17 protein-coding genes and 1 tRNA gene are annotated in these 13279 nt (G+C 58.8%); 9 read left to right on the top strand and 9 right to left on the bottom strand.

Annotated elements, in window-relative coordinates:
• Positions 1-21: 21 nt before the first annotated feature.
• The 5 genes from fmt (at position 22) to AC0KVQ_RS00205 (ending at position 4107) form a co-directional block, all read left to right on the top strand.
• Complete coding sequence (gene fmt / locus AC0KVQ_RS00225; RefSeq protein ID WP_473419091.1) at positions 22-969, top strand: methionyl-tRNA formyltransferase; 948 nt, start codon at positions 22-24, stop codon at positions 967-969.
• Between the two features lie 45 nt (positions 970-1014).
• A tRNA-Phe gene (locus tag AC0KVQ_RS00220) sits at positions 1015-1090 on the top strand.
• A 77-nt stretch (positions 1091-1167) separates the two neighbouring features.
• Positions 1168-1368 carry a hypothetical protein gene (locus AC0KVQ_RS00215; protein ID WP_473419090.1) on the top strand — a complete coding sequence of 67 codons (201 nt, stop codon included), beginning with the start codon at positions 1168-1170 and terminating at the stop codon, positions 1366-1368.
• A gap of 156 nt (positions 1369-1524) precedes the next feature.
• Positions 1525-3519, top strand: coding sequence for a CHASE domain-containing protein (locus AC0KVQ_RS00210; protein WP_473419089.1), 1995 nt, complete (start codon positions 1525-1527; stop codon positions 3517-3519).
• Between the two features lie 378 nt (positions 3520-3897).
• On the top strand, positions 3898-4107 hold the full coding sequence (locus AC0KVQ_RS00205; protein WP_473419088.1) for a hypothetical protein: 210 nt from the start codon (positions 3898-3900) through the stop codon (positions 4105-4107).
• Here the strand turns inward: AC0KVQ_RS00205 and AC0KVQ_RS00200 are convergent.
• The 5 genes from AC0KVQ_RS00200 to AC0KVQ_RS00180 are packed head-to-tail and all read right to left on the bottom strand — an operon-like array spanning position 4091 to position 8560.
• Positions 4091-4528, bottom strand: coding sequence for a hydrogenase maturation protease (locus AC0KVQ_RS00200; protein ID WP_473419087.1), 438 nt, complete (start codon positions 4526-4528; stop codon positions 4091-4093). The genes AC0KVQ_RS00205 and AC0KVQ_RS00200 overlap by 17 nt on opposite strands.
• Positions 4521-5831 (bottom strand): Ni/Fe hydrogenase subunit alpha, encoded by a 1311-nt coding sequence (locus AC0KVQ_RS00195; RefSeq protein ID WP_473419086.1) that lies wholly within the window; start codon positions 5829-5831, stop codon positions 4521-4523. Before AC0KVQ_RS00195 ends, AC0KVQ_RS00200 begins: the two co-directional genes overlap by 8 nt.
• Positions 5828-6622 (bottom strand): NADH-quinone oxidoreductase subunit B family protein, encoded by a 795-nt coding sequence (locus AC0KVQ_RS00190; RefSeq protein ID WP_473419085.1) that lies wholly within the window; start codon positions 6620-6622, stop codon positions 5828-5830. Before AC0KVQ_RS00190 ends, AC0KVQ_RS00195 begins: the two co-directional genes overlap by 4 nt.
• 1 nt (position 6623) lies before the next feature.
• Positions 6624-7463, bottom strand: a complete 840-nt coding sequence (locus tag AC0KVQ_RS00185) for an FAD/NAD(P)-binding protein (protein WP_473419084.1) — start codon at positions 7461-7463, stop codon at positions 6624-6626.
• Positions 7460-8560, bottom strand: a complete 1101-nt coding sequence (locus AC0KVQ_RS00180) for a 4Fe-4S dicluster domain-containing protein (RefSeq protein ID WP_473419083.1) — start codon at positions 8558-8560, stop codon at positions 7460-7462. The genes AC0KVQ_RS00185 and AC0KVQ_RS00180 overlap by 4 nt, the downstream gene beginning before the upstream one ends.
• Positions 8561-8840: 280 nt before the next feature.
• Here AC0KVQ_RS00180 and AC0KVQ_RS00175 point away from each other — a divergent pair, with 280 nt between their 5' ends.
• From AC0KVQ_RS00175 to hypD, 4 genes are read left to right on the top strand one after another with little or no spacing between them, the layout of a single operon-like run.
• Positions 8841-9194 (top strand): HypC/HybG/HupF family hydrogenase formation chaperone, encoded by a 354-nt coding sequence (locus AC0KVQ_RS00175; protein ID WP_473419082.1) that lies wholly within the window; start codon positions 8841-8843, stop codon positions 9192-9194.
• Positions 9187-9543: a hydrogenase maturation nickel metallochaperone HypA/HybF gene (locus AC0KVQ_RS00170; protein WP_473419081.1), complete on the top strand. Its 357-nt coding sequence runs from the start codon at positions 9187-9189 to the stop codon at positions 9541-9543. The genes AC0KVQ_RS00175 and AC0KVQ_RS00170 overlap by 8 nt, the downstream gene beginning before the upstream one ends.
• Positions 9533-10264: a hydrogenase nickel incorporation protein HypB gene (hypB, locus tag AC0KVQ_RS00165; protein WP_473419080.1), complete on the top strand. Its 732-nt coding sequence runs from the start codon at positions 9533-9535 to the stop codon at positions 10262-10264. The genes AC0KVQ_RS00170 and hypB overlap by 11 nt, the downstream gene beginning before the upstream one ends.
• Positions 10258-11373, top strand: a complete 1116-nt coding sequence (gene hypD / locus AC0KVQ_RS00160) for a hydrogenase formation protein HypD (RefSeq protein WP_473419079.1) — start codon at positions 10258-10260, stop codon at positions 11371-11373. Before hypB ends, hypD begins: the two co-directional genes overlap by 7 nt.
• On the opposite strand, the gene AC0KVQ_RS00155 is transcribed toward hypD, so the two are convergent.
• The 4 genes from AC0KVQ_RS00155 to AC0KVQ_RS00140 form a co-directional block, all read right to left on the bottom strand.
• The gene (locus tag AC0KVQ_RS00155) at positions 11363-12043 is read right to left on the bottom strand and encodes a YajG family lipoprotein (protein WP_473419078.1); all 681 of its coding nucleotides are present in this window, start codon (positions 12041-12043) and stop codon (positions 11363-11365) included. The genes hypD and AC0KVQ_RS00155 overlap by 11 nt on opposite strands.
• A gap of 137 nt (positions 12044-12180) precedes the next feature.
• Positions 12181-12375 (bottom strand): hypothetical protein, encoded by a 195-nt coding sequence (locus AC0KVQ_RS00150; RefSeq protein WP_473419077.1) that lies wholly within the window; start codon positions 12373-12375, stop codon positions 12181-12183.
• Positions 12376-12390: 15 nt separating this feature from the next.
• The gene (locus tag AC0KVQ_RS00145) at positions 12391-12588 is read right to left on the bottom strand and encodes a YqaE/Pmp3 family membrane protein (RefSeq protein ID WP_473419076.1); all 198 of its coding nucleotides are present in this window, start codon (positions 12586-12588) and stop codon (positions 12391-12393) included.
• A 100-nt stretch (positions 12589-12688) separates the two neighbouring features.
• Positions 12689-13174 carry a hypothetical protein gene (locus AC0KVQ_RS00140; RefSeq protein ID WP_473419075.1) on the bottom strand — a complete coding sequence of 162 codons (486 nt, stop codon included), beginning with the start codon at positions 13172-13174 and terminating at the stop codon, positions 12689-12691.
• Positions 13175-13279: the final 105 nt, after the last annotated feature.

Below are 13279 nucleotides of genomic sequence, written 5' to 3'. Positions count from 1 at the left end.
CACACGGGTATTTAATTCTCGATGAAACTTATCTTTGCTGGCACTCCCGATTTCGCCGCCGAAGCGCTCAAGCAACTGATCGCGGCCGGACACGAAATCGTACTGGTGCTGACCCAGCCTGACCGCCCCTCCGGTCGCGGCATGAAGCTCACTCCGTCACCGGTCAAAATTGTGGCCCAAGCGCACGACATCCCCGTGTGGCAACCGGAAAAGCTGCGCACACCGGAACAACAGGCGCCCGTCGCGGCTGCGCAGGCCGACGTCATGGTGGTGGCGGCCTACGGCATCATCCTGCCACAAGCCGTGCTCGACATGCCGCGCCTGGGCTGCCTCAACATTCACGCATCCCTTTTGCCACGCTGGCGCGGCGCTGCCCCCATCCAGCGGGCGATCCTGGCGGGCGACACACAAACCGGCATCACCATCATGCAGATGGATGCCGGTCTTGATACGGGCGACATGCTGTCAGTCCACCCTGTTCCGATCACCCCGCACCTCAACGCTGCAGAACTGCATGATCAACTGGCAGAAGTCGGCGGGAAAGCCATCGCCGCCGCGCTGGAAAAACTGCCCGCCCTGCAAAGCCAGCGCAAACCGCAGCCACAAGACGGCATCACCTATGCAGAAAAATTGCGCAAGGAAGAAGCCACGATCGACTGGCATCAACCTGCCGCAGTTATCGATCGCATGGTGCGCGCGTTCAACCCGTTCCCATCCGCCCAAACCCAATTGGGAGACATGCCAATCAAGATCTGGCAGGCCAGTCCGGCAACGGGCCAGGGTGTACCCGGCGAAATCCTGGCAGCAGACCGTAATGGCATTCTGGTGGCCTGCGGCGAAGGTGCACTGTTAGTCAGCGAACTGCAAAAATCTGGCAGCAAACGCATGGATGCCAATGCATTTCTTGCCGGCAATCCATTGCCTGCGGGAACCATATTGGGCATACCGCAAGAAAAAGAGCGCGAATAAGGTTGACACCCTCTGCCGAATCAGGTTTAATGCGCACCTCTCGACGGCCAGTTAGCTCAGTTGGTAGAGCAGCGGATTGAAAATCCGCGTGTCCGTGGTTCGATTCCGCGACTGGCCACCAATAGATTCAAGCACTTAGCCCAGCCTTCCAGGTTGGGCTTTTTGCTTTTCTGACACTTTTCTGGCAAAGCACCGACGATGACCATGCTTTCCCGCCTGATTGCCTTGTTCCTTGCTCTAAGCTGCAGTGGCTGCGCCATTGTCGCGGTTGCCGATGCCGCCGTTTCGGTTGCCGCAACCACCGTCAAGATCGGCGCCAGTGTCGTCGGCACCACAGTTGAAATCGCCGCCGATGGCGTGAAAGCTGTTGTCTCGGATGACGAAGACGAAGAGGATTGATATCCACTTCTCGCCCAGCCAATTCGTGAATACCCCTGTACTGTCACATTGCCTACTACAATAGGGTTATCCCTTAGAACTGTGGTTCATGATCTTGCTGCGAAGCGGTGAACAGACTCTAAGTCGCAGGGAACAAACCCCAACTCGGTGGTTTTCATGAAAACAAACCGGTTATTGTCCAAGCGCTGGCTGCTGCACATCATCCCGTGGCTGATTCTTGCAATCGGACTGGGACTGACGTGGGTTTTGGCCTTGCGCATGCAGCGTGACGAGCTGGCGCATAACCGTGCCGAGTTTGAGATCCGTAGCAGCGAAGTGGTAAACGGCATCGAGCGGCGTCTGGTGACCAACGGACAGATCCTGCGCGGGGTGGTCGGGCTGTTCGCCAGCAGCGGCGATGTCACGCGACAGGAATTTCGCCAATACGTGTCCGGACTTCAATTGCCTGCCTATTTCCCCGGTATCCAGGCCATTGGTTTCGTACAACGCATATCCCCTCGGGGGTTAGCCAGCCATATTGCCCGCATGCGCGCTGATGGCATACCGGAATATCTAGTGTGGCCCGAAGGCAGGCGTGATGATTATTCTGCAGTTGTCTATGTCGAGCCATCGGATGTACGCAACCGCCGCGTGCTGGGTTATGACCTGCTGACCGATGCGGTTCGACGGCAAGCTGCGTTTGAGGCACGGGATGCGGGCTACCCGGTAATGACCGACAAGATCGACCTGCTGCAGGGTGCCAATGGCCAAAGTGCGACAGGCGCGTTGATCTTCATGCCAATCTACCGCCAGGGAGCCCCGCTGCAAACCGCGGAACAACGTCGATCAGCATTGCTGGGCTGGTCCTATACCGCACTGCACATCGATAAGCTAATTCAAAACTATCTAAGCATTGAATATACCCAGTTACGCAAACATATCGCGCTTCGCATCTATGAGGGCACGCAGCCTGACGCTGATAAGCTGATTTACACCAGCCATTCTGCGAATCTATCCCAGTCCATTTCTTCGAATTACCAAACCCAGCACGTGGTATTGGTGCATGATCGAACCTGGACCATACAGATCGATGCCCTACCAGGTTATCTGGAAAGCGAACCGGCCGACCATGCCCCAAAAATTTTACTGGTAACCGGCATCCTCTTATCCACCCTGCTCGCATTTGCCACTTTATTATTAACGCGTAGCCATGCTCACGCAGTTGCAGCATTGCAGACTGCCGATCTAGCGCATCGGGAACTATCCAGACAGCAGGCGCTATTGCGGGCCGTGCATGACAGCTCCAGCGTCGCTATTTTCCTGGTCGATATCGAGGGGGCCATTCTTCATGCCAACCAGCGCATGGCTAAAATGTTTCATTGCCCGCTTGGCATGCTGATGAACAAGCGTTTTACCGAGTTCCTGCCCAATGATGCACATGAAGGACTGCGCGAACGCCTGGCTCAATTGCTGTCCGGCAAGGCCAGCGCCTTTCATGCCGAACGTATTTTCTTGCGCAGCGATGGCACCGAGTTCTGGGGAAGGGTTAACGGACGGCTGGTCAAGGATTCCGGTCAGCAGACTATCGGTATCGTGGTGGTCATTGAAGATGTGACCAAGCGCAGACAGGCCGAGGCACGTATCCACCATCTGGCGCACCATGATTATCTGACTGGGCTACCCAACCGGGCACTGTTTATCGAGCACGCCAGCCTGGCATTGGAATTGGCCAAACGCCACCAGCGCAGGCTCGCCATCCTGTTTATCGATCTGGACCGCTTCAAGCCAATCAACGACCAGTATGGCCATGCCGCTGGCGATGCTGTGCTCAAGACCATCGCCGAAAGGCTGCGCGGCATGCTGCGGGCATCGGACACCATCTGCCGCCAAGGCGGCGATGAATTCGTGATCCTGCTGCCCGAATTTGACGAACCTGCCCATATCGAGAGACTTGCCCGGGGTCTGCGAGAGGCCATCCAGCAGCCGTGCGACGTGGATGACAGGCAGCTCAGCGTTTCCGCTGCAATCGGCATTGCCTGCTATCCCGAACATGGCAGCAGTGTGGATGAACTCGTCCGCCAAGCCGACAGTGCCATGTACGAGGCCAAAACCGATCCTGCACAACCGATCCGCTTTGCCACAGACATACCCGTCCAACCCGGTGCAACCTGATCGCAACACTGATCAGTCACCTTCCAGCAAAGAGTATGTGAATTTTTCACACCCTCGATCGATGCAGTACGCTACCGAAGGAAAAAACGAAATTAGTCCTGCAAACGGCATGATCCGTCCAGCCCGTTGCCCAAGGTATTCCAAATCCGAATGACCAGCCAAGCAAGCGACTCAACCCTATGATATGTAAGGAAAATACTTCAACCCACACAAATGGAAAGATTCGCATTGCCGTATGGTCGTCTCGTCGGGGTTTCCCCGGATATTGACAGGTCAAACACCTTGTGCAATTGACCATAAAGCGACCATAGTTATTATGCATGGCAACAAAAAAACGGCCGTGGTATACCAGTAGCTCGACTTTAATGGGAGCCTATCATGGCTGAGAAATGGCTGTATCACAGCAAGGACTACTGTGCCAAACACGGTAGCTATTCGATTGAAATTGACGGCAACTGGATCGAGTATTGCCAGGTAACACAGGAAAAACAGCTTGATCAACCGTTCGAGCTGGTAGCGCGGGTAAGCGAACAGACCTTCGCCTTTGCCGCACAGGGCAAGCGTATCCGCTTCAACCCGATCGACTAAGTTCTGCCAGTACTTCCTCAACCAGCCGCTCGATCCACACCGGATCGACCGGCTGGTTTTCTTTTCCCACCTCGATTCCCAGTACGATCAATCGCTGCGGCAGGCTGCCCAGCACTTTGGCCAACTGCAAGGCCGCCGCGACATCCATGCCGTGGGACGACACGCCCAGCCCGGATTGCGGCAGTTCCGCCAGCGCAAAACGCTGCAAACTGCCCGGCGTGAACCCACCTTGCAGTGCATCCAGCAAAATCGCCCGCGAACAACCTGCAAGCAGATTCGGCAATTCGGCCGGAAAGCGGCACGTCAACAGCTCGACGCTTGCCTGCATTGGCAGCCGCTGGCGCAGAACATCCAGCGCCAGCCATCCCAGTTGGTCGGCGCCAAACGGCGAGCCGATGCCGATCACGCGTGTTTCAGCCACGATGCACGGTCAGCTTCAGGAAATGGGTGGAGCACGACAGGCACGGATCGTAGTTGCGGATCACCTGCTCGCACAGATGGCGCAATTCGTCGTCCGTGTGGTGCAGGCCGTAACGTTCCATGGCGGAATGCAGGTTCTGTTCGATGCGGAACTGGTTCTGCGATGTCGGCGGAATCATCGTGGCAAAGCTGACCCGGCCCTCCTCGCTGATCTCGAAGCGGTGATAGATCATGCCGCGCGGCGCTTCGGTACAGTGGTGGCCAATGCCGGGCCGGGGTGAAACGTCGACGAAAGGCTTGGCCGGCAACTGGTATTCGCGCAGGATGCGCAGACTGTCTTCCACCGCCAGATAGCATTCCAGCGCACGTGCCACCACGTTCATGAACATGTTGTGCGACGGGAATCGGATACTGAGCTCCTGCGCGAGATTGCGCACGGCGTGCGGCAACTGGCTGAAATTGAGGTTCATGCGCGCGAGCGGCCCCAGGAAATACGAGCGGCCATCCATCAGCGAGTAGTACGCCGTCGAATGCGGCACCTGGTATTCGTTGAAATGCCGGGGGTAATCCTCGAACGCCACATCCAGACCGTGATCCGAAATCAATCGGCCTTCGCTGATCGCGTATTCGTCCGGATGGCTGACCGCCACGCTCACGAATTCCTGTTCATCCACCGGGTAGGGCAAGCCGGCAGCCCAGATCACGAACTGGCGCGCATCCTCGCGCGCGGCCAGCAGTTTATCGACCATGTCGGCCACTTCGTGACGCGGTGGCGCACGATGAAAACCACCCACCTTCATGCCGATCGGATGCACCGAGCGACCGCCAAGCAGGATCATCAGATCGTTGCCCAGCCCCTGCAAGCGCATACCGCGCCGCACTTCCTCCGGATACTTGGCCGCCATGCTGATCGCATCGGGGAACCCAAGAAAATCCGGCGCAGCGAACAGGTTCACGTGCAGCGTATGGCTTTGCAACCATTCGCCGTAATAGATTACGCGACGCATGGCATGAATCCACGGATCGGGCTGCACGCCGAAAATCTTTTCCATCGCCCGGATCGAGGTCATCTGGTAGGCGATCGGGCATACGCCGCACACACGCGCGGCAATCGTCGGCACCTCGGAATAATCCTGCCCTTCCAGGAATTTCTCGAACAGGCGTGGTGGCTCGTAGATGCGCAGATAGAGGTTTTCAACCTTGCCGTTACGCGCAGTAAATTCAAGCGAGCCCTCGCCCTCCACGCGGGTCAGCACCGGCACATGGATATCGATATCGCGTTTGGGATCAATGGCGGGATTCATGGCTGTTTGTCCCCTTCGCCGGCGAACAGGCGCGTGGCTTCGCTGAAGGCGGGCGCGGCATTGTTGATCGAGGCAAAACGGCGCGCCACCTGTTCCGGATGCAGGCCGAGCCCGATCAGGCGCTGGCCGAAACTCGCCACATTGATCGATTCGGCCGGGCCGTAACAGGTGTAGCACGGCGCACCGAACGACGGGCACAGTGCGCCGCAGCCGGTACGCGTCACCGGCCCCATGCACGGCTCGCCCCGTGAAACCAGGATGCAGACATTGCCACGCCGCTTGCATTCCTGGCAGACCTTTTCGCGCAATTCGACCGGCGGCACGCCATTGAGGAAGAAGCGCACGGCCGCATACATCTGCTTCGAGCTGACCGGGCAGCCCCACAGCTCGAAATCCACATTCACGTAGTTGGCAATGGCACCGGAGGTGGAAAGCGACTGGATGAATTCCGGCTTGGCATAGACCGAACGCATCCATTCACCGCTATCGGCATTGTTGCGCAGAGCCTGGATACCGCCCGAAGTGGCGCAGGCGCCGATCGTGATCAGGTAGTGGCTGTTGGTGCGGATTTTCAGCAGGCGATCGACATCGTGCGGCGTGGTGATCGAGCCTTCGATGAAGGCGATATCCACTTGCTGGTCTTCCGGCGCAATGCTGCCCACTTCGGCCATATGCACCAGATCGACCAGCTTCATCAGTTCGATCAGATCCTCGCCCATGTTGACGAAGGCAAGCTGACAGCCCGAGCAGGAAGCGAATTTATGGATGGCGACTTTCGGTTTATCAGTCATATCAGAAACCCTCCACCCCCATCAAACCCGCAACCTGCGGATACGGGAACACCGGGCCATCCTTGCACACGAATTTGCCGCCCATCTGGCAGTGGCCGCAATGCCCGACAGCGCATTGCATGTTGCGCTCCAGCGAGACAAACACACGTTCACCCGGCACCCCCATCGCGACCAGCGTTTTGGCGGTATCGTGCATCATCTGGTCTGGGCCGCACATCATCACATAGCAGTTGTTCTTGTCGTATTCGGCCTGATCAAGCAATACGCCGACACGGCCCAACTCCCACAGCGGCCAGCGCGTCTTGTCGCGCGAGGAAGTCAGCAGCACCTGGGTATCGGGCAGCTCGCGCCAGGCTGCGTATTGCGGCTCCCACAGCGCTTCATGGCGATAGCGCACCGATTGCATGATCACCAGCCGCCCGTAATCCCGGCGATTGGCCACCACATGGCGGATCGACGATACCACCGGCGCGCACCCCAGCCCGGCGGTCACGAACACGATATCGCGGCCGCGCGCATCTTCCAGCGGCCAGCCGCGTCCGAACGGGCCACGCACGCCAACGCGGCTTCCCTCGGGCAACTCCATCATTGCCCGTGTCACCCGGCCGACAGCGCGAATGGTATGCAGCAGATTAAGGCCATCGCCCGACATCACCGAGATCGCCACCTCGCCCACGCCAAACAGGTAAAGCATGTTGAACTGGCCATGCATGAAGCGGTAATTGCGCGCGATTTCCGGATCGGTGAAGCGCAAGCGCCAGGTGAAGATATCCGGCGTTTCCTGCACACGCTCGATGATTTCCGCTTCCCAAGGCAGATAGCAATTGGCTGAACGCATCATTGTTCGTTCTCCAGCACGGCGCGCGCCTGCGCCACGAAATCGATGCCAGCCGGGCACCAGGTAGTGCAGCGCCCGCACCCCACGCAACCGCTGCGCCCGTATTGCTCCTGCCAGCCCGCCAACTTGTGCGTCATCCACTGGCGATAGCGCAACTTGATATCCGCGCGCACCGGCCCACCGACGATATAGCTGTGATCTTCGTTGAAGCACGAATCCCAATCGCGCCTGTGCACGCTGCTCTGGCCATCAAGCGCGGGGGCTTCCACTTCGCGGTGGCAAAAACAGGTCGGGCACGCCGCCGTGCAGTTACCGCATGCCAGGCATTGCTCGGCCACCTTGTCCCAGGCGGGGTGATCCAATTTCTGCATCAGTTCCTGCAGACTGGTTGCAGATGGCAGCGCGCGTTGCTGGGCGCGGCAGGTATCCAGTTGCGTGGCCGCCGCATCCTGCTCGGCCTGGCTTGCCGGCAAGGTGGGGAACTTGAACAGGATTTCATCGCCGGAAGGACTGCCGGAGCGGATCAGATAGCCGTCATCGAGCTCATCGAGCAACAGGTCATAGCCATGCCTCGCTTCGGGACCATCGCTGGTAGACGCACAGAAACAGGTGGATGCCGCATGGCTGCAGTTCACCGCGACCAGAAACAGGCTCTCGCGCCGGATGCGGTAGTACGGATCAAGGTAATCATTGCGCAGGAAATGCGCGTCGTTGAGGATCAGCGCCGCCAGATCGCAAGCCCGAACGCCCAGAATGGCCGTACGCGGCACGATATTCATCAGCGGGCGAAAATGCACGCCCGCGCTATCACGATCGACGCGCCACAGCCGCTCGCGCGGGGCAAACACAAACGGCTTGATGCCGCTGGCGGCATTGGCCCAGCTGAAATGGCGCTTCGTGCCGAGCTCGACCAGGCGATAGCGGCCGGGCGACTGTTCATCCTCCACACCTTGCGGCAGATCGGCCACGCCGTCGATTTCGCGATAGGCCAGCGCGCCCTGCTCCAGCTTCGGCCCGATCACGCGAAATCCCGACTTGCGCAGCAAACCTATCAGTTCATCGAGCCGATTGCGCGGGAAATAGCGCGGTGTTTCCGCCATGACCTATCCTTCCATGCACCGATATCGTTTTTAGGTAGCCCTAAATTCACCATCATTGCCGCAGGTCGAAATTCATTCCGACATCAATGACCGCACGCTGTCGGGTTAAAACCCGACCTGCGGCAGAAAACATCGACTTACCCTCTCCCCCAGCCCCTCTCCCGCAAGCGGGCGAGGGGGGCATTGGTCCAATCATTTGCCCCCCTCGCCCGCTTGCGGGAGAGGGGGGGAGAGGGTGAACAACATTAGACCTGCAGCAGCCTGTTTCTTAGACGAATTTATGGGCAGGGTTAATAACCTCATTGTTGGACAGGAAACTGGCCTGCGCCAGAATGTCGTCCGTCCATCGGCAGATTTGTACCAAACGTGCCATGCTGAAAGCTCAGGGAGGGGTGATTGCATGTGTCTGGGAGTACCAATGCGCATCGTCACGCGCGGGCACAATGATCGTGCCACGGCAGAAACACTGGGGGTGCAGCGTGAGATCTCGCTCGCCCTGCTCGCGCCGCCATGGCCCGAGCCCGGCGACTATGTGATGGTGCATGTCGGCTATGCGATCAGCCGCGTGGATCAGGCAGCGGCAGAAGCTGCCTGGGAAGAATGGGCCAGATTGCAGGCAAGCCATCATGCATGAGATGAGTTTATGCCGCGCCTTGCTCGCAACGGCGGAACAACAACTAGCCGAACATCCAGACCTGCCGGTTACGCTGCTGCGGGTGAAGGTCGGCGCGCTGTCGGGCTGCGAGCCGGACCTGCTGCAGCATCTGTTTGCGCATGCCGCTGCCGGCAGTCGTTTTTCCCAGGCACAACTCGTGATCGAATTCCAGCCGGCCTGCATCATATGCCGGGCATGCGGCCGCAGTAGTGAAGTGCCGCCCAACCGCTTTGCCTGCCCATACTGCGGCAGTCTGGCGGTACAACTGACGGCAGGGGAAGGTGTGTATCTGAGCGGCATTTCGCTGGGAGAGCCCTATGTGTCTTGAATGCGGCTGTGGCCTCAACCCGCTGCAGCGCTGGCCCAAGCCCGGACAAAGGAAGGGGGAGGCCATTGAACTCGACGTGCAGCAATCGCTGCTCGCCGCCAACGATGCCACCGCCAGCGCCAACCGTACCCGCCTGCGCCAGCACGGCATTTTTTCAGTGAACCTGATGTCGAGCCCCGGTGCCGGCAAGACCGCCCTGCTGCAGACGCTGATTCCGCTGCTCGCCCCGCTGCGCTGCGCCGTGATCGTGGGCGATCTGCAGACCGACAACGATGCCCGGCGCATCCGCCAGACCGGCGCACCGACGATCCAGATCACCACCGGACAGGCTTGCCACCTCGATGCGGCGATGGTGGCCGGCGCACTCGACCAGCTCGAACTGAGCGCTATCGACCTTCTGTTCATCGAAAACGTGGGCAATCTGGTCTGCCCTGCCAGCTTTGACCTGGGAGAAGACAAGCGTATCGCGTTGCTTTCGGTGTGCGAGGGGGAGGACAAGCCGGCCAAATATCCGACCTTGTTCTTCAAGGCAGATCTGATGCTGATCACCAAAGCCGACTTGCTGCCGCATCTGCCGCAATTCAGCCCGACAGAAGCCGAATCGGCCTTGCGCCAACTCGCCAACAACTCGCCCTGCCTGACGATAAGCAGCTTCCAGCCCGATAGTCTCTCCCCGCTGATCGACTGGTTGCGCAACACGCGGGGGCAACAACCATGCTGAGCGCGCACGACTGGCTCAAGCATCTGCACACCCTGCCCGACCCGGCCGAGCCGCTACGCATTCTCAACGTCTGCGGCGGACATGAGCGCACGATTGCCGAAGCCGGTTTGCGCAGCGTGCTGCCGGCCTGGATCAGCCTGCTACCCGGCCCCGGTTGCCCGGTCTGTGTCTGCCCGGAAGAAAGTATCTGGCAGGCCATGCAGATTGCGCTCAACTACCCGGTGACGCTGGTGGCGTTTGGCGACATGCTGCGCGTGCCGGTGAACGTGGCACGCACCGAGCCGGATTCCCTGCTGGCGGCGCGTGCACTGGGGGCGGATATCCGGCCGGTGGCCTCACCGCTGGAGGTACTGACACTGGCGCAGCAACTTGCACCTCGACCGTTGGTGTTTTTCGTTGCCGGATTCGAAACCACACTGGCGCCGGTAGCGGGCATGATGGCGGGCGAGGTGCCGGATAACCTCTATCTGCTGCTTGTCGGACGGCGAACCTGGCCCGCAGTGGCACACCTACTGGCTGCAGAATCGATCGGCTTCGACGCGCTGATTGCACCCGGGCATGTCGCTGCAGTCATGGGAGCGGATGAGTGGAATTTCGTGCCGCAACAGCACGGCCTGCCTGCAACAGTGGCAGGCTTCAGCGCAGAAAGCCTGCTGGCTGGCATTTATCAGCTGGCGCAGCAGAAACAGGAAAAAACCGCCCGACTCGACAACGCCTACCCGGAAGTGGTCACCTCGCAAGGCAACCGCCACGCGCAGGCGTTGATGAACCGAGCCTTCGGGATTACCGCCGCCAACTGGCGCGGCATTGGAGAAATTGCCGATTCGGGTTACATGCTGGCAGCACCACATGCACCACGCGATGCACAGGCCCGCTTCCCGGTCGAACCGATTGTACGCAAGCATGCCGGCCAGATGCCGCCAGGCTGCGACTGCGCACCCGTGCTGCTCGCACAGAAAACGCCACAGCAATGCCGGCTGTATGGCACCGGCTGCACCCCGCATCACCCGATCGGCCCGTGCATGGTGTCAGACGAAGGTGCCTGCCGCATCTGGTGGGCGGCAGGCATGCGCGCAATATCAAAGCGAGCAGGTGAGATCAAGGCTTAGCCGGCGGCAGCTTCGCCAGTTTTTCTGCCGCTTGTGTGCGATACGCTTGCAACGCCTTGACCAGATCCTCGGTCCATACGCCATCCGTGATGGCCATGTGCTGTTCCTGCTGATGCACACTGACGGTAAGCGGCGGAACGGCCCCGGAAAAAACCAGATCGGTGGTGATACGGTTATTGAGAGTCAGCGCCCAGAAACCCATATTGATCCAGGCCCAGAATTGCTTGATGCGGACATCGACAATCAAGGGATTGTTGCCGGCATCCGCCTCACTGGCAGCAACCCGATAACCGGCTTCGCCAAAGGCAGCAGTGAGCTGATCCTGCACCACCTTGCCGACCGTTTGCCCCGGTTCCAGCAGCACATCGCCAAACGCCATGCCAAACCCGCCGCGTTTGCGTCCGAAAGCACGGGATTTGACCTCCTCGGTTGCCTTGGCCGCGCCCTCGAAGCCCAAAGAAGGAATGCTGGGATCTTTCGGTGCCTCTTCAAACTTGCGCTCATCCACAATCGAGCGAATCCACACCGCCTGTTCCTTGCTGATCTTGCTCGCTGCTGCGGGCGCCGCAATGGACGGGGCGTCCAGCTTGATTTCACTGCGCGTGGTTGCACATCCGGCCAGCATCACGGCCAAGCCTGCCAACAACACGCGCCAGAACGTCTTGCTCATGATCTTCTCCTTGCCAAATATCCGCGTCTTGATTGCGTGGATATTTCGTTCTAGCGCGGTATGAACGGAATTGCTGCAGCCAGCATTGCCGTCAGTCAGAAAATCAAAGCAAGTGGGTCAGAGAGAGGAATATAACTTCAGCGCCGGCCTGCAACTTCGCAGCGCGCATCACGATAGGCTGTTTTTTCACGCACCCAACCAGTACCGGGCGAAGTCTGCTTGCAAACCACTTTGCCATCGTGCTTGCTATGCCAGCGATACCATGATGCAGGCTTAGCCTGCACCACGGCAGCGGTGAGCACCAGAAAACACACGATTAAGCCGTGTTTCATGATGAAAAGGCCAGATCAGCTCTTATTGCCGCCCAATGCCTGTTCGATTTTTTTGTCGGTATTGTATTGGCCCAGCGCATAGACAGCCCAGATGGCCGCCGGCAGCCAGCCGATCAGGGTGATTTGCAGAATCAAGCAGATAATTCCTGCCAAAGGACGGCCGATGGTAAAGAAAACCATGAAGGGCAGGAAAATAGCCAACAACAGGCGCATGGGTCGCTCCTTACGTAATGGTAAACAATGGATACGATATTCGAATAAACTTGCCCAGTGCATCGATCTCATGCCACCCGGCAAGCTCATTACGCCTGAATTATGGCCCGGGAGTAGCCACAGGTACACATTGCACACCCAGCCCATCGAAATAGCGCTTGGCCCGCTCACTCTCGGCCGAAGTCGGCTTGTACCGACGCCAATCATCCTCGACCTTATTCTTGTATCGCACCACGCCTTCAACTGGATCAAGCTGATAGAACGCGAACACATCGCGGAATCCGCCAATGAACAACGCAGGCGCAAACAAGGCTATGCTCGCCGCCATGGTGCCGCCATTCACCCGCAAGGGCAGGATGCCATACAGTGCATCACATGAAGGGGTGGTCGCCATGAATTCATATTGGCCGGTGGCTTTTGATTCGAGCACCATGTCTTTGGGAAGTTCGACCACCTCGAATTCACGCAGCGAAAACCGGGTGCCCGGCGCAGCCCCTTCAAAACGCGTGGCGGTGGTACAGCCCTGGATCACGACCAAGACACAGGCCAGCGCGAGCGGGCGGATAAAAACTCTGAAAGAAGTCATCGGACACCTCGAACCGGAAACAGGATGGCGCTGTTTTCATGGTAGGTGATGCATCATTGAATTCCGAATGCCATAGTGGATTATCAAATATTTCAGCCCAATACA

It is taken from the genome of Formivibrio sp. oc-25, assembly GCF_055810895.1.
Note: the sequence above shows the minus strand (reverse complement) of the source record. Positions and strands in the feature narration are given on the sequence as shown.

Bases quoted from the DNA above. Each gene is read 5' to 3' on its own strand.
- fmt (WP_473419091.1), top strand. From the start codon at position 22: ATGAAACTTATCTTTGCTGGCACTCCCGATTTCGCCGCCGAAGCGCTC.
- AC0KVQ_RS00215 (WP_473419090.1), top strand. From the start codon at position 1,168: ATGACCATGCTTTCCCGCCTGATTGCCTTGTTCCTTGCTCTAAGCTGC.
- AC0KVQ_RS00210 (WP_473419089.1), top strand. From the start codon at position 1,525: ATGAAAACAAACCGGTTATTGTCCAAGCGCTGGCTGCTGCACATCATC.
- AC0KVQ_RS00205 (WP_473419088.1), top strand. From the start codon at position 3,898: ATGGCTGAGAAATGGCTGTATCACAGCAAGGACTACTGTGCCAAACAC.
- AC0KVQ_RS00195 (WP_473419086.1), bottom strand. From the start codon at position 5,831: ATGAATCCCGCCATTGATCCCAAACGCGATATCGATATCCATGTGCCG.
- AC0KVQ_RS00190 (WP_473419085.1), bottom strand. From the start codon at position 6,622: ATGACTGATAAACCGAAAGTCGCCATCCATAAATTCGCTTCCTGCTCG.
- AC0KVQ_RS00185 (WP_473419084.1), bottom strand. From the start codon at position 7,463: ATGATGCGTTCAGCCAATTGCTATCTGCCTTGGGAAGCGGAAATCATC.
- AC0KVQ_RS00180 (WP_473419083.1), bottom strand. From the start codon at position 8,560: ATGGCGGAAACACCGCGCTATTTCCCGCGCAATCGGCTCGATGAACTG.
- AC0KVQ_RS00175 (WP_473419082.1), top strand. From the start codon at position 8,841: ATGGGCAGGGTTAATAACCTCATTGTTGGACAGGAAACTGGCCTGCGC.
- AC0KVQ_RS00170 (WP_473419081.1), top strand. From the start codon at position 9,187: ATGCATGAGATGAGTTTATGCCGCGCCTTGCTCGCAACGGCGGAACAA.
- hypB (WP_473419080.1), top strand. From the start codon at position 9,533: ATGTGTCTTGAATGCGGCTGTGGCCTCAACCCGCTGCAGCGCTGGCCC.
- hypD (WP_473419079.1), top strand. From the start codon at position 10,258: ATGCTGAGCGCGCACGACTGGCTCAAGCATCTGCACACCCTGCCCGAC.
- AC0KVQ_RS00155 (WP_473419078.1), bottom strand. From the start codon at position 12,043: ATGAGCAAGACGTTCTGGCGCGTGTTGTTGGCAGGCTTGGCCGTGATG.
- AC0KVQ_RS00150 (WP_473419077.1), bottom strand. From the start codon at position 12,375: ATGAAACACGGCTTAATCGTGTGTTTTCTGGTGCTCACCGCTGCCGTG.
- AC0KVQ_RS00145 (WP_473419076.1), bottom strand. From the start codon at position 12,588: ATGCGCCTGTTGTTGGCTATTTTCCTGCCCTTCATGGTTTTCTTTACC.
- AC0KVQ_RS00140 (WP_473419075.1), bottom strand. From the start codon at position 13,174: ATGACTTCTTTCAGAGTTTTTATCCGCCCGCTCGCGCTGGCCTGTGTC.